This window comes from Sphingomonas sinipercae (genome assembly GCF_011302055.1).
Taxonomy (GTDB): Bacteria; Pseudomonadota; Alphaproteobacteria; order Sphingomonadales; family Sphingomonadaceae; genus Sphingomicrobium; species Sphingomicrobium sinipercae.
Genome location: NZ_CP049871.1, coordinates 1,060,713 through 1,082,838, shown reverse-complemented (window position 1 = coordinate 1,082,838; position 22,126 = coordinate 1,060,713). Strand labels below are relative to the sequence as shown.

Here is a 22,126-nt window from a genome sequence, read left to right as displayed (position 1 = left end):
TGTAGGGATTGGAGAAAAAATCGTCGTCCGTTACTCAGGTAACACCCACCTGATCAACGGCGTGGTAATCGTGTCCGAAATTGGATTTCCGCTTGAATCTCGAGCGGGAGTGAACCGCGCGCGACTTTTCAGCACCCGACAAGTTGCGCTGTCCAAAGCGCGACTACCAGACGATCGCGTAATTGAGCAGTTTGAGACACGACCGTCAGTTCCAATACTCAAGGTGGCTTGGGTGGTACCTTCGTCTTCGACACCTGCCGGGAAGTCATCTCCCGAAAAGAGCGAACGGAGGTCTCCCTTTGCACTCACCGCCGACTGCGCTTTTGCTGGCGGAGCTGGCGGACGTGGCGGCGTCGGCGGTCCCGGCGGGGTCGCAATTGGCGGCAGCGGCCTCGGTTCGGGAATCACGGTCGATTCCTGAACCCGAATGGGCGGCGGCGGCGTATTGACCCGGACCACGGGCGGCGGCTGCATCGGCGGCGGCGGCACGTCAGGCATGTCTTCCGGCGGTGGCGGCGGCTCTTCGGGCGGGGGCGGCGGTTCCTCGACGTCGAACGTTTTCAAGTCGGCCGCGGCCTTCTTGATCACATTGTAGGCAAGGCCCGTAACGATCGCATAGCCGAGCAGCAGGTGGATCAGCGCGACGACGACGATCGCCGCGGTACGGTTGCCGCTGAGCTCTTTACGGTTGGCGTAGGACATTAAGCCGCAATTCTCCTCGTCACGCCGTGAACTCCAACGTCTGATTGGCCGCCGGCAAACGGCCCTCCAAACTGGATCGAATGACGCCCATGTATCAACATATCATGGGCCATAAGGGCGCTTCCTTATCTATCGTCCAAGTGCCGCGCAACGCATTTTGTTCCACGTGCGTATGTCATTGTCGTGACGCCAGGCGCGGTGTCACGGCAACGAAGAATATTCGACGCCGACCGCGCGCGTGTCCGGGTAAACGTCGGGCTTGGCGGTGCGCACCCGAAGCGCGCGAACCCCGCGCAGCCCAGCCAGGCCTAAATAGATGTTATAGGCCAAGGTTTCCTGCAGATTGTGCCGGCGCTGCACGGCGAGTGCGATCACTTGCTCGCGAACGAAATCGTAATCCCAGGCATTCGCCGGGTCGTCGTCGGCGGGCGGCGTCGCGTGATCGAGCAGCACTTCGACGGTGACGAGCAAGCGTTGCGGCGACCCGATTTCAAACGGGTGAAACCCAATGTCGGCCTGGATTTCTAAATCCTCGACGATGATTCGCGCCTGCTTCGGCAGCAAATGCAGGGGCACCATCCCGTCTAGTTTCGCTGCGTCGTCCAATCAATCCTCCAGGAATTGCACGTCGCGCGCCGGCGGCGCGAACCGCAGCCCGCCATCAAGCATCAGCACGTCGCCGGTGATGGTCTTGCACGACCAGAGATAAGCGACGCTTTTGGCCACATCGTCCGGCGTCACTCCGCGCCCGAGCGGGTTGCGGCGATGCATTCGGTCGAAGTTCGCCTCGCTCTGGCCGGGCGACCGAAGCATCAGCGCCGGGGCGATGGCGTTCATTCGAATTCCCCGCCCAGCCAGCGCCCGCGCGCCAAGCTCCGTGAAGCCGGCGAGCGCCTGCTTGGACACGGTGTAGCTCAGGAAATCCGGGTTCGGCGTAGCCAGCTTGGCGTCGAGGACGTTGACGATCAGGGCATCCCCGCCCGCGTGACGCCGTGCCAGCTCCGCCGACAACAGCAAGGGCGCCCGCACATTGACGTGCATGTGCGCGTCGAACTCGCCGGCGTCGAAGTCCGCCATCGAATCCCAGGCGAAGCGGCTGGCGTTGTTGACCAGCAGCCGCACCGGCGGAAGGCCATGGGCAGCATCGAAAATCCGCCGCGCGACATTGATGTCCGCCAGTTCGGCGGCGACCTTCACTGCGCCATCAGGCGCTTCGTCCGAATCGCGCCGAACGTGCGCAATGACCTTCCAGCCGCTTTCCAGCAGCGATCGGGCAATGGTCTCGCCGACGCGCTTGCCGGCGCCGGTGACGATTGCTGTGCCGGGTTCATCCATCGCTCGCCTGTTGTCATCCGCGGCGAAGCGAAGCAATCCATGCCGATGCCTGAAACGCGACCACCGCTGGACCTTGCCGGGCTGACCCTCGCCGATCTCGAAGCCTATAATGCCGATCGCAAGCTGCCGCCGGTGGACAAGTGGAACCCGTCGCATTGCGGGGATTCCCAGATGAGGATCGCTCGCGACGGCACCTGGTACCATCAGGGCGCGCCCATTCGCCGGCCGGCCATGGTCAGGCTGTTTTCGACCATCCTTCGCCGGGAGCCGGACGGGCGCCATGTCCTCGTCACCCCGGTCGAAAAGCTAGACATCGACGTCGAAAGCACGGCGTTCCGAGCCATTGAGATGACGACGGAAGGCGAAGGCGCGGCACGGCGGGTGGCGCTCAAGCTCGATTCGGGCGATGGCCTCGTCATCGGCCCCGAGCATGCCTTGACCATGGCCGGCGAAGGCGAAGCGCCACGCGTCGCCGTCAGGCATGGCCTGGAAGCGGAGCTGTCGCGCCCGGTTTATTACGAGCTTGCCGAGATCGCCTTGGCCGAGGCCGGCGACCCGCCCGGTTTCTGGAGCGACGGGCAGCACTTTGCGCTGAATGCCGCATGACCCTGGCCGAGCGGCTGCGCGCCACCCTTTCCGCGGAGCCCGCCGAGCCGCCGCTGACAGGCGACCTTGCCGAGCAGGAGCTGGGGCCAAGCACGGCGGCGGCTGTGCTCGTCGCGGTCACCGATCGAGAGGAGCCGGGGATCCTGCTCACCGTGCGGCGCGAGGACATGCGGACTCACGCCGGGCAGATCGCCTTTCCGGGCGGGCGGATCGACCCGGGCGAAGGCGTGGTCGCAGCGGCCCTTCGCGAAGCGCATGAGGAATTGGGGATCGACCCCGCCGGCGCCGACGTAATCGGCACTACCGACGAATATCGTACCGTCACCGGCTATGTCGTGACCCCGGTGCTGGCCGTGATCCCGCCCGACCTGGCGCTGCGGCCGCATGACCGTGAGGTGGCAGCCTGGTTCGAAGCGCCCATGGCGCACCTGCTCGACGCCGCCAACCACCGCCGCGAGAGCGCGGTTTTCCGCGGCGCAACACGCGACTATTACGTGGTGGATTGGCAGGGGCGGCGGATTTGGGGAGCGACTGCGGCAATGCTTGTGAACCTGTCGCGGCGCCTCCAGTGGCGATGACCATCGACGTCAGTCTTTGGGCGCAGGTGCCCGGTATGTCGCGCATCCTCGAAGCCTTGGGCGCGAATGAAGGCGAGGTCCGCTACGTCGGCGGCTGCGTCCGCGACCGGCTGCTATCGCTTCCGGTCAGCGACATCGACCTGGCAACGCGGCTGTTGCCCGAAGACGTCGTGCGCCGGCTGGAGCAGGCGCGGGTCAAGGTGGTCCCGACCGGGATCGAGCACGGCACGGTGACCGCGATCAGCGAGGGTCATGTCGTCGAAGTGACGACCCTGCGCCGCGACGTGAGCACCGACGGACGGCGAGCGACGGTCGCCTTCACCGATGACTGGAAAGAGGATGCGGCCCGCCGCGACTTCACGATCAACGCGTTGATGGCCGATGCGCTGACCGGCGAACTGTCCGATTATTTCGGCGGGCTTGAAGACATCGCGGAGCGCCGGGTCCGCTTTATCGGCGATCCCCTGCGGCGCATTGCCGAAGACCATCTGCGGATATTGCGCTTCTTCCGCTTCCACGCGCGCTTCGCCGGAGACGTCGTCGATGCCGCAGCGCTCCAGGCCTGCACCGCCCGCGCCAATGACCTGATGGCCCTTTCGCGGGAGCGGATTGCCGATGAACTGCTGAAGCTGCTGGCGGTCGACGATCCGTCCGCGACCGTCGCGATGATGATCGAATGCGGCATATTCCGCCCGGTGCTGCCGGAGATCGAAGCGGACGCCCTGCCCCGCCTTTCGCTCCTGGTCAGGGCCGAAGCCGAGGCCAAATTGCCGGCCGCGCCGGTGCGCCGGCTGTCGGCGCTGCTTCCGCGCGACGCCGCGACGGCCGAACGGGTCGCGGCCCGGCTCAAGCTGTCCAACAAGGCGCGCAAGCGCTTGGCCTGCGCGGCGGAGGAAGACGTTGGCGGCGATGCAAGGGCGCTCGCCTACCGGATCGGCGTCGAGTGCGCCGTCGACCGCCTGCTATTGGGCGCCAAGGGCGAGGCCGCGATCGCAATCGCCGGCTGGGCGCCGCCTCGCCTGCCGATCGGCGGCGGGGCGCTGATCGATCGCGGGGTCACGCAGGGCCCGGACGTCGCGCACACCTTGAAACGCATCGAAGAAATGTGGGTCGAGGCCGGCTTTCCCACCGGGGACGAATTCGAGCAAATCGTGGATGCGGCGGTGGAGCAACGGCAAACGGGCCGTTAACCGCGTTTCAACCGCGCTGCTTTACCCCCCGGCGGATGGTGGGACACTGGGCCAGGATTGCATGGGTCACGGCGCTTGTTGCGCTGCCCTGCGCCGCGCCCGCGGCTGCCGCCACGATTACCGCCACCACCTCGGCCAAGGTGGTCAAACCGTTGGTGCTCAACCGCCTCCAGGACCTCGACCTAGGGACGGTCATGCTCGGCTCGGGAAGCTTCAGCGGCGCAACCCTCAGCCTGTCCGCCGGCGGCGTGCGTACCTGCCCCGTGCAAATCACCTGCTCCGGTGCAACCCAAGTCGCGGCTTACAATGTGGCCGGGACCAATAACATGGTAGTCCGCATCTCCACGCCGGACGTCCTTCTGGTCAACCAGAGTGACGGGTCGAAGACATTGCAGCTGACGGTCGACGGGCCGACCTCAGTGGTGCTGACCAGCTCCGGCCCGCCGGGCGTCGATTTCCAGCTGGGCGGCTCGATCAAGCTGGATTCGACGACCGCGCCTGGACTCTATCAAGGGACGTTCAACGTTACCGTCGACTATTGATCGCCTAAAGCCCGGCCTCGACCGCGGTCCGAACCGCCTCCGCGGTAGTTGTCACGCCAAGCCGCCGAAACATCAGGGCCCGGTGCATCTTGACCGTTTTCTCGCTCAGGCCAAGGTCGCCGGCAATCTGCTTGTTGAGCAGGCCGCTGGACATCAGTTCCAGCACTTCCCGCTGCCGCGGCGACAACTGCCCGATCAGATGCTCGGCGCGCTGCCGGCGCGCAACGAAGCTGCCCTCGCCCGGTCCGAGATCAACCTGGGAGCCAAGGAACCAGGCTAGCTCGCCATCCTGCCCAAACAAGGGCGTGATCATCACTCCGTTACGGAATGGCGAACCGTCCTTCTTGTAATTGAGGATCTCGACCAGCGTCGGCCGCCGGCCGGCCATTGCGTCGCGCAGCTCCTGGGTCATCCAGGGCTCGGTGCCGCTACCGGCGAGGAAACGGCAGTTGCGCCCGATAATCTCTTCGCGGGCATAGCCGGTCAGGTCGCAGAACGCCTGGTTCGCCGCCACGATCGGGTTGTCCGGCTGGTGCGGATCGGTGACGACCGCCGCCATGGGGCTGCCGTCGATAATCGCGTCGATACTGCCAAAGGCCATATGACGAGGGCTTAGCGCGGAGATGCCGCCGGGGGGAAGCCTAACGGCGGCGGGTTTTCCAATAGTCGGCGGCCGCTTCCGCCTCCAGGGGCCTGGCGAAGTAGAAGCCCTGCCCGCTCGCGCATCCCAAGGCGGCCAGGGTCGTCGCCAGTTCGACGCTCTCGATCCCTTCCGCAGTGGTCGACATGCCCAAAGCCTCGGCCAGGCTGAGCACCGCGCGGACGATGGCGACGCTGTCGGGATCGACCATCATTGCGGACACGAAGCTGCGGTCGATCTTGAGCACGTCGATCGGCAGCCGCTGGAGGTAGGCAAGGCTCGAATAGCCAGTGCCGAAGTCATCCATCGCCACCGTCGTATCGAGCGCCTTGAGCGCGTCGAACACGCGCGTAGCGCGGCCCGGGTCCTGAACGATCGAGCTTTCGGTCAACTCAAGCGTCAGCCGATTGCCGGCAAGCCCGCTCGATCGCAGCGCTTCGGCGACGGCGCCAGCGACATCGTCGCGCGCGACCTGAATCGCCGAAAGGTTGACGCCGACATAGATTGGCAGCGGTCCGCCCGCTTCGCGGTCCCAACCGGCCAGCGTTTGCGTCGCCTTGTCCAGCGCCCAGCGGCCGAGCTGAAGGATCAGCCCGCTTTCCTCGGCCACCGGAATGAATTCCGACGGGCTGATTTCGCCGCGATCTTCATGGGTCCAGCGAGCCAGCGCCTCAAACCCTGCAACCTTGCCCGATTTCAGGTCAATCAGCGGTTGGTAGAACAGCCTGAGCTGGTCGCGATCAAGCGCTCGGCGAAGTTCCGTTTCGACGGAGAACCGGCGCCGCGCCAGGCTTGCTTCCTTCGGCTCATAGATTTGGGGCCGCCCGCTTTGCTTGGCTTGCTTGACGGCGAATTGCGCGTTGCGGAACAGGTCTTCCGCATCGTCGCCGGCGTGGATCAGCGCCAGTCCGATCGCGCACTCAACCTGTATTTCCAGGTCGGAAATGGTGAACGGCGCCGACATCACCTGCTGGATCCGATCGGCCGCGGCCAGCGCATCTTCGGCCCCGCGCCCGAGCGCCACGAGGATCCCGAACTCGTTGCCGCCGGTGCGCGCCAGAACGTCGCCGCCGCGCAGCGCCGACATCAGCCGCCGGGCGAAGGTGATGAGCAGCTCGTCGCCCGCGATGCTGCCCATGCTTTCGTTGATTCGGGAAAAACGTAGCAGGTCGACGACCAGGACGGCATGTTCGGCGTCCTTCACGCTCGCGTCGACGACCTTTTCGATGGTCTCGGTGAAGCCAAGCCGGTTGGCCAGGCCGGTCAGGCTGTCGCGAACCATTTCCGCGCGCAACGCATGCTCGGCCTGCACTTCGACGGTGCGGTCGACGACGCTGATCAGGCACCTGGGTTCATCGCAATTCAGCGAGCGAAGCGGTGCCAGCTTCATCTTCATGAACCGACGGCGCGGCCCATCGCCGTCGTCGAATTCCATCTCGTCGCAGGCGTCGCCGCCGGACTTCAGATAATTGCGGATGAAATCGCCGCCCGGCCCTGCCGCATAATGCCGGAAAATGCTGACGAACCTTTCCGGCGCGCCGGCACAACCCGCAAGCTTGAAAAACCGGTCGTTGACCCCGTGAATCCAGAGTTTTTCGCCGCGCAGCGAGAAGATTCCAGCGGCAATCGGCAGCGCGCTTAGCAACGCCTCATCGTCGCCTGCCGCCGGATGCGCGTTCGCATTCGGTCCGGCAGGTCGCGCGCGGGTCGGCTCCCGAAAGCGCTGGAATGCAGGCTGCATAACGGGGCTTTGCCGGACAGGTGTTAATTCAACGTAAGTGCCGATCGACGGCGACCCGCTCAGCTGAAGCGATTGCTCCGCGGAAATCCCATCGGCGGCATCCGCCCCGCCGCCCCGCGCGCTGCGCGCCACGGAGTCAGGTCGGTTTCCGTCCGCGTCCGCGCGCTTTCGCCGCCGAGCGTCCAGCTAAGCCCGTCGCCCAGCCGGAATGCAATCACATCGGCCAGCCCGCCGTCGCGGTAGCGCTGCAGCAGCACGCCTTGCCCCCGGGTCATTTCCGGCAGTTCGGCGAGCGGGAAGACAAGCAGCTTGCGGTTGTCGCCGATCACCGCAACCGAGTCAGCACCAACCGGCACTTCGCGGACGATCGCCACCGTCGCCTGATCGCGCAGGTTCACGAGTTGCTTGCCCTTGCGCGTTTCGGCAACCGTTGCTTCGGCGGCAGCAATGAAGCCGCGGCCGTCGGAGGATGCGAGCAGCAGCTTGGTCCCCGGTCGGGCGACCATCATGCCGACAATCTCGACTTCCGGCGCAAGGTCGATTTGCAGCCGCACCGGTTCGCCGAAGCCCCGCCCGCCCGGCAGCTTGTCGCCGCCAAGCGTGTAGACCCGGCCATTGGCCGCGAAGAGCGCAATCTTATCGGTGGTCTGCGCATGGAAATGGATGAACGGCCCGTCGCCTTCCCGCCATTTCAGGTCCGCGATTTCCTGAAGATCGACATGGCCGCGCATTGCCCGGATCCAGCCGCGCTGCGACAGGATCACGGTGATCGGTTCCTTTTCGATCATCGCCGACCAGTCGACCTCGCGCGGTCCGGCGGCTTCCTCCAGCCGGGTCCGCCGGTCGTCGCCGAACTTGGCTTTGACGCTTTCCAGGTCCTTCTTGAGCCGGGTGCGCTGCCGCGCCGGGCTTTCGATCAGCTTTTGAAGCTCCTCCCGCTCCTTCGACAGGGCCGTGCGCTCGCGGCCGATCTCCATCTCCTCGAGCCGCCGCAGGCTGCGGAGCCGCATATTGAGGATCGCCTCTCCCTGGCGGTCGCTGAGCGAAAACTCGGCGATCATGATCGGCTTTGGCTCGTCTTCCGTGCGGATGATCTCGATTACGCGATCGAGGTTAAGGAAGGCGATCAGGAACCCGTCGAGCAACTCCAGCCGATCGTCGATCTTGCCGATCCGAACCTCGCTCCGCCGCACCAGCACCTGGAACTGGAAGGCGAGCCAGGACGACAGGGCTTCGCGCAGGCTCATCACCATCGGCGTCCGATTGGCGTCGAGCACGTTGAGGTTGAGCGGGAAGCGGACTTCCAGGTCGGTCAGCCGGTAAAGGCTTTCAAGCAGCAGGTCGGGATCGACCGTCCGGCTCCTCGGCTCGAGGATCAGCCGCACTTCCTCCGCGCTCTCGTCCCTGACATCGGCCAGGATCGGCAGCTTCTTGTCGGCGATCAGGGTCGCGATCTGCTCGATCAGCTTGCCCTTCTGCACCCCGTACGGAACCTCGCTGACGAGCAGATACCAGCCGCCCCCCTTTTCCTTTTCCACGCTGATCGAAGCGCGCAGCCGGAACGAACCGCGGCCCGTCCGATAGGCGGTGGCGATGCTTTCGCGGCTGTCCACCAGCACCCCGCCAGTCGGGAAGTCGGGACCGCCGACGAAATCCATCAGGTCGGCATGTTCGGCCTTGGGATTGTCGATCAGGTGGGCCGCCGCATCGAGGAGCTCGGACACGTTGTGCGGTGGGATGGAGGTGGCCATGCCGACGGCAATGCCGCTGGCGCCGTTGGCGAGCAGGTTGGGAAACAGGCCGGGGAAGACTTCCGGCTCTTCCTCTTCGCCATTGTAGGTCGGCCGGAAGTCGACCGTGCCTTCGTCCAGCCCGGCCATCAGCTGCGTCGCGATCGCTGTCAGCTTGGCTTCGGTGTAGCGATAGGCGGCGGCGTTATCGCCGTCGATGTTGCCGAAGTTCCCCTGCCCGTCGACCAGCGGATAACGAAGCGCGAAGTCCTGGGCGAGGCGGACCATCGCGTCATAAACGCTCTGGTCGCCGTGGGGGTGATACTTGCCGATGACGTCGCCGACGACCCGCGCCGACTTCTTATAGGCACCGGCCGGGTCGAGCCGAAGGAGGCGCATCGCCCACAACAGCCGCCGGTGCACCGGCTTCAACCCGTCTCGAACGTCCGGCAACGACCGCGCCGTGATCGTCGACAGCGCATAGACGAGGTAGCGCTCGGACAGAGCGGCGTCGAAGGGCGTATCGATGGTGGTGCTGGGCTCGGTGTCCATGCCGGCTGGACTAGCAACGCTCTTGCCGCTGCGGAAGCAGGACAATAAAAAGTTCATGCTATCGAGAGTTAATTGGAATCCCCCGAAAACGGTGCCAGTCTTGTCCCCTACGATGTGGGGGGCACTTCGTCTGTGACTGCGTACCGGTTGTACCATATCGATGGTGCGGGAAGTTTTGCCGCGGCCGAGTGGATCGATGCCGACGATGATGAGTCGGCCGTCCGCAATGCCCAGGCCATGAAGAAATCCGTCGTCTGCGAACTTTGGCAGGGCAGCCGGCTCGTCGCCAGGATCGAACCCCGAAAAAAATAGCCGGCGATCAGCGTTCGCGCTTGTCACCGAAGAACGCCTGGCCGCGCGCCTTCATCGCCCCTTCCAACAGGCGTTCCGAAGTCTCTTCAGCAGCATCGGGGGTCATTCGCACGTCGACGGCATCGGGTCCAATGAGGGTAACGACACCCTCAACCGCATCGACGTGCGTAGGCTCATCATAGACTTTGTCATCAGCCATCGCGCTCAAACCGATAAGTGGGGAAAATCGGTTCTCGACACATCGCACTTGAGCCACCGGCTATAGCTACGGAGCCGTCGCATTTGGGCACCCGCCGCGCCCCAAACAGAAATGGGGGCCGGCATTGCTGCCAGCCCCCACTGCGCCGAGCGAAGGATCTGCCTCGCTTCATCAACCGAGCCCAGGGGACCCGCTTCCTGAAGTCTGGCTCACCAGCTCAGGCGTCGCTTCCCATCAACCGCTCCCTCCTTGCGGAGGAGCCTGGCTTCTCAATTCGCTGCGCCAGTCCGAAGACCTCGCTTGCGTCCGGAGTTGCCGTGCCTGACCCGAAGGTCAAAGCCTGCCAATGTTCCGCGGCCCTTCTTGGGACGATCCCAACATCGCGCCTCGCTCTGCTTGACGTCCGGTTCCGAAGAACCTTCCGATAAGCCGCGTCGCGCAAGTCGAAGATCATCTCTTCCGGCGCCTCTTCCGACTGGCCCGCTTCCGCTCCGAAGAGCTTCGGCCTTGCCTGCCGGTGGAGATCGGACCTTTGGTCACCTGCCGCATCTTCCGTCCGTTTCCGGCTTTCCGATGAGGCCGGGAGCCGCCGTCCCGATCACCCATTCCTTATGCTGCAGCCGGCCGAGTCGGAAAAGCGGAATCGGTCATAATTAGCCTGTGGATAACGGGGATTTCGTGCACAGTTTCGGTGCGGCAACCATCTGCGGCGGCGGTTGCCGTTTCGTTCTCGCTTCACTACCTCGCAATGGTGCCCGAGCCCGCCGAAATGATGCCCGAATCACCCTGGCTCGCGGGACTCAATCCGCCGCAGCGGGATGCGGTCCTGACCACCGAGGGGCCGGTGCTGGTGCTGGCCGGCGCTGGCACCGGCAAGACCGCCGCCCTGACCGCGCGCCTGGCCAACCTGATCGCCACGCGCAAGGCCTGGCCCAGCCAGATCCTGGCGGTGACCTTCACCAACAAGGCCGCCCGCGAAATGAAGGAGCGCATCGCCCAAATCAGCGGCGGCGCAATCGAGGGCATGCCCTGGCTCGGCACCTTTCACTCGGTCGCCGCACGAATGCTCCGCACCCACGCGGAGCTGGTCGGCCTGCAGTCCAATTTCACCATCCTCGACACCGACGACCAGCTGCGAGTCCTCAAGCAGCTGATCCAGGCGGCCAACCTCGACGACAAGCGCTGGCCCGCGCGCCAGCTGGCGGGGATGATCGACCGCTGGAAGAACCGCGGCTGGACTCCAGAGCAGGTCGATGCGGGCGAAGCGGAAGCGTTCGGCCCGGGCCGCGGGCGCGAGCTTTACAGCGCGTACCAGGCTCGCCTGCGCACGCTCAACGCCTGCGACTTCGGCGACCTCTTGCTCCATATGCTCGCCATTTTCCGCAAGCATCCCGACGTACTCGGCCAGTATCGTGACCGCTTCCGCTATATCCTGGTCGACGAATATCAGGATACGAACAGCGGCCAGTACGAGTGGCTTCGCCTGCTCGCGGAGCCGCGGCGCAACTTGTGCTGCGTCGGCGACGACGACCAGTCGATCTACAGCTGGCGCGGCGCGGAAGTCGCGAACATCCTGCGCTTCGAAAAGGATTTTCCCGGCGCCAAGATCGTTCGCCTGGAACAAAATTACCGCTCGACCAGCCACATCCTTGCCGCCGCCGACGGGCTGATCGCCAACAATTCCGGCCGGCTCGGCAAGACCTTGTGGACCGAAGCGGGCGACGGGGAGAAGATCCGCGTCGTCGGCGTCTGGGATGGGCCGGAGGAAGCGCGGCGGGTCGGCGAGGAGATTGAGCGCGCGCAGGCTCGCGGCCGCCCGCTTTCCGAAGTCGCGATCCTGGTCCGCGCGCAGTTCCAGACCCGCGAGTTCGAAGAACGCTTCATCGCCATTGGCCTGCCCTACCAGATCATCGGCGGCTTCCGCTTTTACGAGCGCGCCGAGATTCGCGATGCACTCGCTTACCTGCGCCTGATCCACCAACCCGCCGACGATCTCGCGTTCGAACGCATCGTCAACCAGCCGAAACGCGGGCTTGGCGACAAGGCGATCGCTACAATCCACACCGCTGCCCGCGCCAGCCAGCAGCCGCTGCTGATGGCCGCTGCGGCGATGCTCGACAGCGACGACTTGCAGGCACGCGCGCGCAATTCGCTGGGCCGCTTCGTCGGCGACATCTCTCGCTGGCGGCAGATGGCTGCCGAGCTGCCCCATGCGGAACTGGCGCGGATCGTCCTCGATGAAAGCGGCTACACGGCAATGCTTCAGGCCGAACGGTCGGCCGAGGCATCGGGCCGGCTCGACAACCTCCAGGAGCTCGCTCGGGCGATGGAGGAATATGAAAACCTCTCCGGCTTCCTCGAACATGTCAGCCTGGTGATGGACAATGACGAGGACCGCGGCCGCGACAAGGTCACGATCATGACCATCCACGCCGCCAAGGGGTTGGAGTTCGATACTGTCTTCCTGCCCGGCTGGGAGGAAGGCATTTTCCCCTCGCAGCGGGCGCTCGACGAAGGCGGCCTCAAGAGCCTCGAGGAGGAACGGCGCCTCGCCTACGTCGCGATCACCCGCGCACGCCGCAAATGCACGATCCTCCACGCCGCCAACCGGCGGATCTACGGCCAGTGGACAAGCAGCCTCCCCTCCCGCTTCGTCGCCGAACTGCCCGAGACCGAGATCGAGACCGAAACGACGATGACCGGGGGCGAGAGCCTGTGGCGCGCGCAATGGAGCGAGCGCGGCGACCCCTTCGCCCACCTCGCCAGCGGCGCGGCCAAGCGCGCCAGCACCCGCGGCCCCGGCTGGCAGCGCGCCAGCAGCGGCGGCCGCTTCAGCACCGAGCCCACGCGCGTGATCGAAGCCCGCGCTTCGGCCGTCTCGCTTGGCAACAAGGGGCGCGACGATCTGGAGCTGGGCCAGCGCGTCTTCCACGGGAAGTTCGGCTACGGCACGATCCAGGCGATCGAAGGCAATAAGCTCGAAATCGAATTCGAGCATGCGGGCATGAAAAAGGTGCTCGACAGCTTCGTCAGCGCCGGCTGACCGCCGCGCCGACGGCGTTGCGCTTCAGGTGACGGCGCCGACCTTCTTGCCGGCTTCAAGGACGTCGCAGATCGGGCAATCCTCGCTGTTTTCCGCCGTGCTCACCGCGTCCGCAGCGTCGCGCGCGAGGATATCCTTCGACTTGATAACGGGTCCACCGACCCGCTTCAGCTTGTTGATCCGGTAAAGTTTCATCGACCCCGCCCCACGCTCCAGCGCAATTTCAACCACAAGTTTTTGTGCGCTGCAATGCCTTGGAGCGGCGGAGCCGCGGCACCTCCCGCAATCGGCGGCGTTAGGGCGGCATGACGGTCAAAATCGGCACTGCCGGATGGGCGATCCCTAGACAGGTTGCCGACGAATTTGGCGAAGGCACCTCGCTCCAGCGCTATGCCACTCGCTTCGGCGCGGCTGAGATCAACAGCTCCTTCCATCGCCCGCACCGCGCCTCGACCTGGCAGCGCTGGCGCGATAGCGTGCCGCAGGACTTCCGCTTCTCGGTGAAACTTCCAAGGACGGTGACCCACCAGGCGAAGCTGGCCGGCTGCAACGACCTCGTCGGCGACTTCCTCGAACAGGCGCACCATTTGGGCAACGCGCTCGCCGTGTTGCTGGTGCAGCTTCCACCCAAGCTCGATTTCGACGCCGCGGTGGCGTCCGCATTCTTCCGCGACCTGCGCGGCCGGACAGCGGCGCGGATTGCTTGCGAGCCGCGCCACCTGAGCTGGTTCACGGATCAGGCGGATGCGCTGCTCGACCATCACGAAGTGGCGCGCGTGGCCGCCGATCCCGCGATTTGCGAAGCTGCCGCGCGGCCGGGCGGCTGGCGCGGTCTGGCCTATTGGCGGCTGCACGGATCGCCGGTGATGTATCGGTCCAGCTATGCGGACCGGATCGCGGAAGTCGCCGCCGGGATCCGCGAAGACGGCGCGCCTGACTCCTGGTGCATTTTCGACAACACGGCCTCGTCCGCCGCCACTTCCGACGCGCTGGCTTTGGCCGGCATGTTTGCGCCTGATTGACCCCGAAAGATGGTTGTTGTGGCGGCGCAACATCTTGCTACGCTCCGGCCTCTTTTGCGATCCGGAGCATCCGATGAAGCTGCCGCACGTCCTCGCTTTCACTACTGCACTTGGCGCCGCGATGCCGGTGGCCGCGCAGCGGCAGCCTTCCGCGCCTCCGGTCGAATATGCGCTAAGCTTCGACAACGCCGTCCATAACGAAGCGCGGATTACCGTTACCTACCGCGCCGTCCGGCCGGGTCCGATGCGATACCAAATGTCGCGCTCCTCCCCCGGCCGCTACGCGCTCCACGAGTTTGCGAAGAACGTTTACGCAGTCTCGGCGAGCGACGGCGCCGGACGACCGCTCGCAATCATCCGGAGCGACCCGTACGGCTGGACGGTGCTGCCGTCGGGCGACGGGACGGTTCGAGTCACCTACACGCTCTATGCCGACCGCGGCGACGGCACCTACGCGCAGATCGATCCCACCCACGCGCATCTGAACATGCCGGCGACGCTGATGTGGGCTACGGGCTATGACGACCGACCGGTCACCGTCCGCTTCAAGCCGTTCGACGCGAGCTGGAAGGTTGCCACCCAGCTGTTCCCGACCGCCGACCCCTTCACATTCCAGGCGCCCAATTTCCAATATCTGATGGATAGCCCGGCGGAATTGAGCGACTTCGACATGCGCAGCTGGACCGTTCCCTCGCCCGGCGGGCCGCGAACCATCCGGCTGGCGGTTCACCATGAAGGCACCGCCGCGGACGTCGATAAACTGATGGCGAAGACGCAAAAGGTGGTGGCCCAGGAAATCGCGGTGTTCGGCGCCCCTGCCCCCTATGACACGGGTACGTACACCTTCATCGTCGATGCCATGCCGCAGGCGAGCGGCGACGGGATGGAGCACCGCAACTCGACGATCGTAAGCGGGCGCGGCGGGCTCGCGGCCAGCGATTATGCGCAGCTGGGGACGATCAGCCACGAGTTTTTCCACAGTTGGAACGTCGAGCGCCTGCGCCCGCGCGAGCTGGAGCCGTTCGACTTCACCCGCGCCAATCCGACGCCATCTCTATGGTTCGCGGAAGGCTTCACGACCTATTACGGGCCGTTGTTCATTCGCCGCGCTGGGGAATCGAGCACGGACCGCTTCCTGCAGGGCCTTGCCGGCACCTGGAATTACGTCGCCAACGGGCCGGGCCGAAGCTTCGGCTCGCCGCTGGAAATGAGCCTTCGGGCCCCGTTCGTCGACGCTGCGACGTCAGTCGATCCGACGACGCCCAACATCATCACCAACTATTACCCCTACGGCGCCGCGATCGGGCTGTCCCTGGACCTGATGCTTCGGCAGCGCGGCCTCTCGCTGGACGGCTTCATGCGCCACATGTGGCTTCGCAACGGGGTCAACGAACGGCCGTTCACGACCGCAGACCTCGAACGCGGGCTGGCCGAATTCACCCGCGACCCGGCCTTTGCCAGCGACGTCTTCACGCGCTTCATCCGCGGCAGCGCGCTGCCTGATCTTGCTCCGTTGCTCGCGCAGGCGGGACTGTCCGTCCGGCCCGCCAACCCCGGCAAGGCCTTCGCGGGCGACGTCGACCTGACCGCGACGAAGAACGAGCTGTCCTTGGACAGCGCCACGCAGCCGGGATCGCCGCTCTACATCGCGGGTATCGAACGTGGCGATCGGCTGCTCAGCGTCGCCGGCGCCAAGATCGAGAGCAAGGCGGATTGGGACAAAGTCCTGGCCAAAACGAAGCCGGGCCAATCGGTCGCCGTCCGCTTCGTCCAGCGCGGCCATGAGCGCACCGCCATGCTGACCTTCGTTGGCGACCCGACGGTGGAAATCGTGCGGGACGAGGCGATCGGAAAGACGCTCTCGCCGGCCCAGCAGGCCTTCCGCACAGCCTGGCTGGGCGCCGAGCCGGCACCTGCCAAATAGCTATTCGGCCGCCCAGGCCTCGGCCTTCTCGACGATGGTCAGCTCGCGCAGCATCGCATCGACGCTCGCTGTGAGCTCCGGGAGGAAGGTGACTTGATGGCGGGCGCCGCGATAGCTTTCGACCATCAGCAAGGCGTCCAGCAGGATCGGCACAACGACCCCCTCCGGGTCATCCAGATTTACTAAATTTCGTAGTTTTTCCAGCGCCTTGCGCCGTGCACCTTCCGGGTTGTTCACCGCTTCGGTGCGGCCGATCATCCACGCCACTTTTATTCTCCGACCCTCGACGCGTCCAAGCATAAGGGCAGGCATCGGCGACGGAAGTTCGCTCCGCCGCGCCGCCGGCGCGCTCTGGCGTTTCCGGATTTAACTTGTCCCGCATCGGCCGATTTAAAGGCACTCTCGTCCGCTCCCGGCGTTCTATGCACTGTGAATGATAACCGGCGCATCGTGGCCTTCGGCCTTTTGACCCAGCGGGACTTGGACCTACTGGGCCCGACCTTCGACCGCGCCTGGCCGGTCGACGACGCGCCCTGCTTCGAAGATTTGCTGCAAGCATTGGACGAGGTCGATTGCGAACCGCGCGAGCCTAACAAGCAGGTGCACTGACCGCTTGCGATGGCGTTGCCGTGCCGGAATGGCTAGAAGCGGCGAATGGCCGAAGCGCAGATCGCCGTTCGCGACAATCCCGATGAAAGTCGCTTCGAAATCGACCTCGGGGATGAACGAGCTGTCGCCCAATATACGCTGAAAGACGGCACGATCGCTTTCACCCATACGAAAGTGCCGCCAAGCCATGAAGGACAGGGGTTGGGCACGCGGCTGATCGAGGCGGCCCTTGCCGCTGCTCGCAAGCGGCAGCTCAAAGTCATCCCGTCGTGTCCGTTCTTCGCCGCTTACATGAAGAAGCATTCCGAAACGCACGACCTCCTCGCCGATGGGTGGCGGGCCAAGTTGAGCCTGGACGACTGATGGCCGGCCTGTCGGACAATAGCCGGGGACTGATCATCCGCGCCGCGGGCGCGCTCATTTTCCTGCTGGCCTTCGGCTCGGCGATCCTGCCGACGTTCGGCGACATCCCCGCGCGTCGGGTCATTGGCCTGTTGCTGATCGCCGCCGGCGCGATCGAACTCTTCGCCGTCGCAGCTCGGCGGACCCACCATCTCAGCGCCGGGATCGCCGCGGCAGCGACTTTGCTCGCCGGACTGCGGCTCGAGCTCGACCCGACGGCCGACTTCTTCGCGGTCCTTAACATGGTCATCTTGTGGCTGGTCGTGCGCGCGGCGGCCTTGTTCGTCTCCGCCCAGCGGTCGCGCAGCCCGTTGAAGACGTGGGTCCATCTCGCCGCCATCGTCGATTTCCTCCTTGGTATCCTCTTGCTGGGCGGCCTTCCCGTAGCGATCATCGTCTACGGCTTGTTCGGCCCGACGCCGGAAATCGTCGCGACCTTCGCCTGGGTCTTCGCCGCCAGCTTCATTGCCGCGGGCTGGCTGCTGATCGCGGCCGCGCCGCTGGAAGCGAGCGAGACCGACTAGGAACCGCTGGGTAGCCCGGAAGTTTTCCGACTTGGGCTAAACAGGGAAGGCGCACCGGTGTTAGGTTTCGCCGCTGCAGTGACGTTCTTGGCTTCTGCCGCCGGACCGGCTGGCGAAGTGGCGAAACTCGACCTTCCATCGGCCAATCTGGAATCGCCCGCACTACCGCCGCTCGACCGCAGCGGCTTCGCGCTCCCGATCGTCAATTACACGACCCCCGGCGGTGTGCTGCGCCGCAAGCGGGGGATCATTGCCGGGGTCCAGGTCGCGCCGCGCACCATGGTCGGCATCGGATTTTTCGAAACGGCCAAGAAGCGGCGGGCGTCGAATGACGGCATGACGCCGGAAAAGCGCTCCAAGCGGGCAGCGGTCGGAATCTCCTTCCAGTTCTAGGGTCGACACCCGCCTCATTTAAATTGTCGAAACGCGACTCGAAAGGGAACCCGAATCGCGCACGGTGCATTAGAACAGCAAAAGTCAACACTTAAATTCAGGTGCAAAATGAAACAGCTAGCTATTGCGCTGGCGGTGACGGGTGCGTTCGCATTTGCGGTTCCGACCGCAGCCCCGGCCGCTTCGATGGAAACCTATGAAGCCAAGGCCGCTGCGGCCGACGCGGCCGCCACCGCGCGTGGCGACATGGCCGCGACGTTCGGCAAGAGCAGCCTCAAGCCCGGCCAGTATCTGTGGCGTGATGTTTCGCCGGCCGAGGGCGACGAACGCGTCGTCGTCAGCCTCTCCGACCAGCTCGCCTACCTTTATCGCGGCGACGAATTGATGGCGGTTTCTTCAGTGTCCAGTGGCCGCTCGACCAACCCGACGCCGACCGGCATTTTCCAGGTGCTGGAAAAGAAGCCGATGCATCACTCGCGCAAGTACGACAATGCGCCGATGCCGTTCATGCAGCGCATCGACCAGTACGGCATTGCGCTCCACGCCGGTCATAATCCCGGTCGCCCGGCGTCGCACGGCTGCGTCCGCCTGCCGAAGGAGTTCGCCGCCAAGCTGTTCAAGACCACCAGCGTCGGCACGCCGATCCTGATTGGCGCCTAACCGCGAAGACTATCGGCGGAGCCCCAACGCCGGACTGAGTCTTCGATGCAACGGTCCGCCCTTTTCGCGCACGGCCACGGGTCATGCGTTGTTCAGGGCGGACCGTTAACGTAGGTTTCCATGATGAAACCGGGAATCCTGTCCGCAGCAGCCCTCGTGGCCTCGCTCCTCCATCCTGCCGTTGCATCTGCGCGGAAGGCGCCGCCTCCGCCCCCCGTCGCCGTGGCCCTGCCCTATCAGTCGGCAGGCCTTGCGACTTCGTCCGAGGTCCAGAATTTCTACCGCGGGTGGAAGTTCGCGCCGATCTGGTTCCAGGGCGGTGTCGCCAAGCCGGCGACCGCCGATCTTATGCGCATCCTTAATCGGGCACCGCTGGATGGCCTGGCCAACGGGCCGGCGCTCGCCGCCACCGTCCAGGCAGCGATGCAGCGCGCCGCGGGGCGCGATCCGGCCAGTGTCGCTTATGCCGAACATACTTTGTCTGAAGCCTGGACGCTCTACGTCAAGTCGCTCAAGCGGCCGACCCCGGGCATGATCTACGCCTATGACATGCTCAAGCCGAGGAACACGCAGGCCGACCAGATCCTGTCCATCGCTGCCGGGTCCGCGTCGCTTGCCCAGCACCTCAATTCGGTGTCTGCCCTCAACCCAGTCTACGCCCAGATTCGGGATGCCGAATGGCAGCGGATGCAGGCGACCGGGACGTCGGCGCCGGATCCGCGAGTCGTCGCCAACCTCGACCGGGCGCGATCGATCCCGGCGACCGGCAAGTTTGCGGTGGTCGACGCCGCCACGCAGCGGCTGCTGATGTTCGAAAACGGCCAGGTCGTCGATTCGATGAAGGTCGTGGTCGGCGACAAGACCAAGCTTGGCCTGCCGACGCCGATGATCGCCAGCATGATCTATTACATGGTGCACAATCCCTATTGGAACGTGCCGCACCACCTGGTGCGCAAGACTGTTGCCCCCGGCGTGCTTGCCCAGGGCCCGGCCTACCTCAAGGCGCGCGGCTATGAAGTGATGAAAGATTGGACCCCGGAATCGACGGCGCTCGACCCCAAGTCGATCGATTGGAAAGCGGTCAAGGAAGGCACCATTCAGATCCGCGTCCGGCAGAAGCCGAGCGGCGCAAACTCAATGGGCGACATGAAATTCCCGTTCGCCAATCCGGAGGACATCTTCCTCCACGACACGCCGATGCGGGATTATTTCAAGCTCGCAAGCCGCGACAAGAGCAACGGCTGCGTGCGTCTTGAGGACGCGCCGCGCTTCGCCCGCTGGCTGCTCGGGCATGAACCCGTCAAGCCAAGCAACGGCGCCGAGCAGTTCGAGCAACTGCCGCGCGGCGTGCCGGTGTTCACCACCTACCTGACGGCACAGCCCGAAAACGGGCAGCTGACGTTCGTGAAGGACATTTACGGATGGGACCCGCAGCCGGGCAGCCAGGTCGCTACCAACTAAGCATTGAAAAAGGCTAGCGCTTCAAGCGCGTAGCCGAAGTCGGCGCGCCGCCGCTCGCAAGAGCAGCGGCGCTGCCGGTTACATCGTCGTCAGCTCGGGCTTGGGCAGCGGACCGGACTTGGTCTGCTCCATCAATTCGGCCTGGCGCGCCGCGATCTGCTCGCCGAGCGCGTCCATATCCAGCCCCGCCTTGCGGGCCTGGGAGAACAGGCCTTCGAGCCGCTGTTCCTCTTCCTTCACATGGTGCTCGATTTCCTCCTGGAGCACCTTGACCTTGGCGTCGTAGAATTCGTCGCTGGGCTCGCCATCTTCGATCTGGGCGATCAGCACCTTGGCGGCATCATGCTCGACGAAGGCTTCCTTCAGCAGGTCTTCTTCGATCTTCCCCTCGCAAGCCGGATAGAAGATTTCTTCCTCAAGCATGGAATGAACGATCAGCTCGCGGCAGATTTCGCGCGCCAGCTTTTCCTTGCGGCCGTCGCCGCTCGCCTTTTCGAATTGTTCGAACAGGTCCTCGACCCGGCGATGATCCGCCTTAAGCAAAGCAACCGCGTCCATCGTCTTTTCAGCCATGCCAATCTCCTTGTTGGAAGGTTGAACCAACGCGCTGGCAGTGATGTTCCTGTGACCGATTTCGAACGAGCCGGGGAAGGCTAGCGGCGCGCTCCATCGCCGCTGTCCTGCGCGGTTTCTTCCTCGGCCGGCGCCGGCGCCGCGGGCTTCTTGCTGTCGATCTCCATCCAGTCGCGGGCCGGCAGGTGATAGATCATGTCCATCACTTCGAACTCGAGCCCGCCGGGCTGGCTGGTGTTGCTATTCCAAAGCGCGACGACCCCGCTTTTCTTTTGCGGGTCGAACAGGATCAGGGATCGATAGCCGTTGACGCCGCCGCGGTGGCCGACGATCCGGTGCCCGGCATAGTCATAGCTCCGCCAGCCGTAGCCGTACCAGGCGGTGCCGACCCGCTCGAGGAATTTGCGCAGCCGTCCCCGCTCGCCCGGGGTCTTCACCAATGGCGCGTGGATCGTGTTGAGCACGTTGGGCGAAATGACGCCGGGCATCTCACCCATCTGCGCCAGCATCCACAGCGACATGTCCTTGATGTCGCTGTTGACCCCGCCGGCCGCCGGCACCTTATAATAGGCATCGGTCAGCTCGACCGCCCTGCGCCCCGCATTGTGCGGCCGCGCCCAGCGTTGCGCGCTGGTCAACCCCTGCATCGTGACGCTGGCGCTCGTCATCCCGATCGGGCCGAACAGCATCTGGCCCACCGCCTGCGGATAGCTTTCCCCCGTCTGCCGGGCGACGATTTCCGACGCGGCATCGTAAGCGACGTTCTGGTAGCTCCAGCAGCTGCCGGGCGGACAGATCAGGTTGAGCTGCGCCAGCGTCTGCCGGAGAAGCCGCGGGTCCTGCCCCTCCTCCAGCTTGTTGTCATACGCATTGCGATAGAGGCCGAGCCGGTGGCTGAGCAGGTCGGAAACCGTTGCCCTGTTCTCCGCTCCCGCCGGAAGCTTCAGCGTCGCGCTATAGTTCGCGACCGGCGCCTGGAGGTTGATCTTGCCCTGCTCGGCAAGCTTGGCAACCATCGTCGCCGCGAGCCCTTTCGAAACCGATGCCCAGCGGAACACAGTCTGCGGCGTCACCGGTTCGCCCGAACCGGCGGCAGTCTCGCCATAGCCGCGAAGGAAGGTGATCCGGCCGCCCTCGACGATCCCCACCGCCATGCCGACCATCGCCGGCTTGTCCATCAGTCGCTGCAGCCGCGCGTCCAACACGGAATAATCGACATCCTGCCGGGAAGCGGGCGCGATTGTCGCCAGGCGCGCGTGCGAAGCGACCGCCGCACCTGCGGCCTTGCCCTGCTCGTCCGGCGCGGTCCGGATCGCCATGAAGGTGCCGAAGCCGAGCGCAAGCGCAGCCACCCCGGCCAGATAGACTATCCTCAAAGCGACCCTCCC

At 65.0% G+C, this 22,126-nt stretch carries 25 protein-coding genes; 14 read left to right on the top strand and 11 right to left on the bottom strand.

What is annotated here, in order from left to right; translation table 11 throughout:
- Nucleotides 1-30: 30 nt before the first annotated feature.
- From G7078_RS05680 to G7078_RS05670, 3 genes are all read right to left on the bottom strand, one after another.
- Nucleotides 31-702: an energy transducer TonB gene (locus G7078_RS05680; RefSeq protein WP_166093887.1), complete on the bottom strand. Its 672-nt coding sequence runs from the start codon at nt 700-702 to the stop codon at nt 31-33.
- 201 nt (nt 703-903) lie between these two features.
- Nucleotides 904-1,281, bottom strand: a complete 378-nt coding sequence (locus tag G7078_RS05675; protein WP_166093885.1) for a dihydroneopterin aldolase — start codon at nt 1,279-1,281, stop codon at nt 904-906.
- A gap of 27 nt (nt 1,282-1,308) precedes the next feature.
- A complete protein-coding gene (locus G7078_RS05670) occupies nt 1,309-2,037 on the bottom strand; it encodes an SDR family oxidoreductase (protein ID WP_166093882.1) in 729 nt (242 codons plus the stop codon).
- Between the two features lie 39 nt (nt 2,038-2,076).
- Between G7078_RS05670 and G7078_RS05665 the strand changes: the two genes are divergently transcribed.
- From G7078_RS05665 to G7078_RS05650, 4 genes are read left to right on the top strand one after another with little or no spacing between them, the layout of a single operon-like run.
- Nucleotides 2,077-2,643: a DUF1285 domain-containing protein gene (locus G7078_RS05665; RefSeq protein ID WP_166093880.1), complete on the top strand. Its 567-nt coding sequence runs from the start codon at nt 2,077-2,079 to the stop codon at nt 2,641-2,643.
- Entirely contained in the window at nt 2,640-3,221 is a 582-nt protein-coding gene (locus tag G7078_RS05660) for a CoA pyrophosphatase (protein WP_166093878.1), read from the top strand. The genes G7078_RS05665 and G7078_RS05660 overlap by 4 nt, the downstream gene beginning before the upstream one ends.
- On the top strand, nt 3,218-4,411 hold the full coding sequence (locus G7078_RS05655; RefSeq protein ID WP_166096178.1) for a CCA tRNA nucleotidyltransferase: 1,194 nt from the start codon (nt 3,218-3,220) through the stop codon (nt 4,409-4,411). The genes G7078_RS05660 and G7078_RS05655 overlap by 4 nt, the downstream gene beginning before the upstream one ends.
- Before the next feature lie 35 nt (nt 4,412-4,446).
- Entirely contained in the window at nt 4,447-4,953 is a 507-nt protein-coding gene (locus G7078_RS05650; RefSeq protein ID WP_166093876.1) for a DUF4402 domain-containing protein, read from the top strand.
- A 4-nt stretch (nt 4,954-4,957) separates the two neighbouring features.
- Here the strand turns inward: G7078_RS05650 and G7078_RS05645 are convergent, their stop codons facing one another.
- Genes G7078_RS05645 through parC form a run of 3 tightly spaced genes read right to left on the bottom strand, consistent with a single transcriptional unit; the run spans nt 4,958 to nt 9,616 of the window.
- Nucleotides 4,958-5,554: a LuxR C-terminal-related transcriptional regulator gene (locus tag G7078_RS05645; protein WP_166093873.1), complete on the bottom strand. Its 597-nt coding sequence runs from the start codon at nt 5,552-5,554 to the stop codon at nt 4,958-4,960.
- 40 nt (nt 5,555-5,594) lie between these two features.
- Complete coding sequence (locus G7078_RS05640; RefSeq protein WP_166093871.1) at nt 5,595-7,334, bottom strand: putative bifunctional diguanylate cyclase/phosphodiesterase; 1,740 nt, start codon at nt 7,332-7,334, stop codon at nt 5,595-5,597.
- A 59-nt stretch (nt 7,335-7,393) separates the two neighbouring features.
- A complete protein-coding gene (parC, locus tag G7078_RS05635; RefSeq protein ID WP_166093869.1) occupies nt 7,394-9,616 on the bottom strand; it encodes a DNA topoisomerase IV subunit A in 2,223 nt (740 codons plus the stop codon).
- A gap of 72 nt (nt 9,617-9,688) precedes the next feature.
- On the opposite strand from parC, the gene G7078_RS05630 reads away from it, so the two are divergent.
- Nucleotides 9,689-9,928, top strand: a complete 240-nt coding sequence (locus G7078_RS05630) for a hypothetical protein (RefSeq protein ID WP_166093866.1) — start codon at nt 9,689-9,691, stop codon at nt 9,926-9,928.
- Between the two features lie 7 nt (nt 9,929-9,935).
- Here G7078_RS05630 and G7078_RS05625 read toward each other — a convergent pair whose 3' ends face one another.
- Nucleotides 9,936-10,127: a hypothetical protein gene (locus tag G7078_RS05625; RefSeq protein WP_166093864.1), complete on the bottom strand. Its 192-nt coding sequence runs from the start codon at nt 10,125-10,127 to the stop codon at nt 9,936-9,938.
- A 748-nt stretch (nt 10,128-10,875) separates the two neighbouring features.
- Here G7078_RS05625 and G7078_RS05620 point away from each other — a divergent pair.
- Nucleotides 10,876-13,170, top strand: a complete 2,295-nt coding sequence (locus G7078_RS05620) for an ATP-dependent helicase (protein ID WP_166093862.1) — start codon at nt 10,876-10,878, stop codon at nt 13,168-13,170.
- Nucleotides 13,171-13,194: 24 nt separating this feature from the next.
- Here the strand turns inward: G7078_RS05620 and G7078_RS05615 are convergent, their stop codons facing one another.
- Nucleotides 13,195-13,365, bottom strand: coding sequence for a hypothetical protein (locus tag G7078_RS05615; protein ID WP_166093860.1), 171 nt, complete (start codon nt 13,363-13,365; stop codon nt 13,195-13,197).
- A 110-nt stretch (nt 13,366-13,475) separates the two neighbouring features.
- Between G7078_RS05615 and G7078_RS05610 the strand changes: the two genes are divergently transcribed.
- Entirely contained in the window at nt 13,476-14,192 is a 717-nt protein-coding gene (locus G7078_RS05610; RefSeq protein WP_166093858.1) for a DUF72 domain-containing protein, read from the top strand.
- A gap of 73 nt (nt 14,193-14,265) precedes the next feature.
- The gene (locus tag G7078_RS05605; RefSeq protein WP_206367431.1) at nt 14,266-16,116 is read left to right on the top strand and encodes a M61 family metallopeptidase; all 1,851 of its coding nucleotides are present in this window, start codon (nt 14,266-14,268) and stop codon (nt 16,114-16,116) included.
- On the opposite strand, the gene G7078_RS05600 is transcribed toward G7078_RS05605, so the two are convergent.
- A complete protein-coding gene (locus tag G7078_RS05600) occupies nt 16,117-16,383 on the bottom strand; it encodes a hypothetical protein (RefSeq protein ID WP_166093856.1) in 267 nt (88 codons plus the stop codon).
- 162 nt (nt 16,384-16,545) lie between these two features.
- Between G7078_RS05600 and G7078_RS05595 the strand changes: the two genes are divergently transcribed.
- From G7078_RS05595 to G7078_RS05570, 6 genes are all read left to right on the top strand, one after another.
- Nucleotides 16,546-16,725: a hypothetical protein gene (locus G7078_RS05595; protein ID WP_166091710.1), complete on the top strand. Its 180-nt coding sequence runs from the start codon at nt 16,546-16,548 to the stop codon at nt 16,723-16,725.
- A gap of 45 nt (nt 16,726-16,770) precedes the next feature.
- On the top strand, nt 16,771-17,088 hold the full coding sequence (locus tag G7078_RS05590) for a GNAT family N-acetyltransferase (RefSeq protein WP_166093854.1): 318 nt from the start codon (nt 16,771-16,773) through the stop codon (nt 17,086-17,088).
- Entirely contained in the window at nt 17,088-17,651 is a 564-nt protein-coding gene (locus G7078_RS05585; RefSeq protein ID WP_166093852.1) for a hypothetical protein, read from the top strand. Before G7078_RS05590 ends, G7078_RS05585 begins: the two co-directional genes overlap by 1 nt.
- An 87-nt stretch (nt 17,652-17,738) precedes the next feature.
- On the top strand, nt 17,739-18,044 hold the full coding sequence (locus G7078_RS05580) for a hypothetical protein (RefSeq protein ID WP_166093850.1): 306 nt from the start codon (nt 17,739-17,741) through the stop codon (nt 18,042-18,044).
- Nucleotides 18,045-18,152: 108 nt separating this feature from the next.
- On the top strand, nt 18,153-18,704 hold the full coding sequence (locus G7078_RS05575; RefSeq protein ID WP_166093848.1) for a L,D-transpeptidase family protein: 552 nt from the start codon (nt 18,153-18,155) through the stop codon (nt 18,702-18,704).
- A 222-nt stretch (nt 18,705-18,926) separates the two neighbouring features.
- The gene (locus tag G7078_RS05570; RefSeq protein WP_166093846.1) at nt 18,927-20,165 is read left to right on the top strand and encodes a L,D-transpeptidase family protein; all 1,239 of its coding nucleotides are present in this window, start codon (nt 18,927-18,929) and stop codon (nt 20,163-20,165) included.
- A 78-nt stretch (nt 20,166-20,243) separates the two neighbouring features.
- On the opposite strand, the gene G7078_RS05565 is transcribed toward G7078_RS05570, so the two are convergent.
- The gene (locus tag G7078_RS05565; RefSeq protein WP_166093843.1) at nt 20,244-20,738 is read right to left on the bottom strand and encodes a hemerythrin domain-containing protein; all 495 of its coding nucleotides are present in this window, start codon (nt 20,736-20,738) and stop codon (nt 20,244-20,246) included.
- An 80-nt stretch (nt 20,739-20,818) separates the two neighbouring features.
- Entirely contained in the window at nt 20,819-22,090 is a 1,272-nt protein-coding gene (locus tag G7078_RS05560; protein WP_166093841.1) for a serine hydrolase domain-containing protein, read from the bottom strand.
- Between the last annotated feature and the right edge of the window lie 36 nt (nt 22,091-22,126).

Excerpts from the sequence above, each read along its gene's own strand:
- G7078_RS05680 (WP_166093887.1), bottom strand. The coding sequence starts at position 702 with ATGTCCTACGCCAACCGTAAAGAGCTCAGCGGCAACCGTACCGCGGCG.
- G7078_RS05675 (WP_166093885.1), bottom strand. The coding sequence starts at position 1,281 with ATGGTGCCCCTGCATTTGCTGCCGAAGCAGGCGCGAATCATCGTCGAG.
- G7078_RS05670 (WP_166093882.1), bottom strand. The coding sequence starts at position 2,037 with ATGGATGAACCCGGCACAGCAATCGTCACCGGCGCCGGCAAGCGCGTC.
- G7078_RS05665 (WP_166093880.1), top strand. The coding sequence starts at position 2,077 with ATGCCGATGCCTGAAACGCGACCACCGCTGGACCTTGCCGGGCTGACC.
- G7078_RS05660 (WP_166093878.1), top strand. The coding sequence starts at position 2,640 with ATGACCCTGGCCGAGCGGCTGCGCGCCACCCTTTCCGCGGAGCCCGCC.
- G7078_RS05655 (WP_166096178.1), top strand. The coding sequence starts at position 3,218 with ATGACCATCGACGTCAGTCTTTGGGCGCAGGTGCCCGGTATGTCGCGC.
- G7078_RS05650 (WP_166093876.1), top strand. The coding sequence starts at position 4,447 with ATGGTGGGACACTGGGCCAGGATTGCATGGGTCACGGCGCTTGTTGCG.
- G7078_RS05645 (WP_166093873.1), bottom strand. The coding sequence starts at position 5,554 with ATGGCCTTTGGCAGTATCGACGCGATTATCGACGGCAGCCCCATGGCG.
- G7078_RS05640 (WP_166093871.1), bottom strand. The coding sequence starts at position 7,334 with ATGCAGCCTGCATTCCAGCGCTTTCGGGAGCCGACCCGCGCGCGACCT.
- parC (WP_166093869.1), bottom strand. The coding sequence starts at position 9,616 with ATGGACACCGAGCCCAGCACCACCATCGATACGCCCTTCGACGCCGCT.
- G7078_RS05625 (WP_166093864.1), bottom strand. The coding sequence starts at position 10,127 with ATGGCTGATGACAAAGTCTATGATGAGCCTACGCACGTCGATGCGGTT.
- G7078_RS05620 (WP_166093862.1), top strand. The coding sequence starts at position 10,876 with ATGGTGCCCGAGCCCGCCGAAATGATGCCCGAATCACCCTGGCTCGCG.
- G7078_RS05615 (WP_166093860.1), bottom strand. The coding sequence starts at position 13,365 with ATGAAACTTTACCGGATCAACAAGCTGAAGCGGGTCGGTGGACCCGTT.
- G7078_RS05610 (WP_166093858.1), top strand. The coding sequence starts at position 13,476 with ATGACGGTCAAAATCGGCACTGCCGGATGGGCGATCCCTAGACAGGTT.
- G7078_RS05605 (WP_206367431.1), top strand. The coding sequence starts at position 14,266 with ATGAAGCTGCCGCACGTCCTCGCTTTCACTACTGCACTTGGCGCCGCG.
- G7078_RS05590 (WP_166093854.1), top strand. The coding sequence starts at position 16,771 with ATGGCCGAAGCGCAGATCGCCGTTCGCGACAATCCCGATGAAAGTCGC.
- G7078_RS05585 (WP_166093852.1), top strand. The coding sequence starts at position 17,088 with ATGGCCGGCCTGTCGGACAATAGCCGGGGACTGATCATCCGCGCCGCG.
- G7078_RS05575 (WP_166093848.1), top strand. The coding sequence starts at position 18,153 with ATGAAACAGCTAGCTATTGCGCTGGCGGTGACGGGTGCGTTCGCATTT.
- G7078_RS05565 (WP_166093843.1), bottom strand. The coding sequence starts at position 20,738 with ATGGCTGAAAAGACGATGGACGCGGTTGCTTTGCTTAAGGCGGATCAT.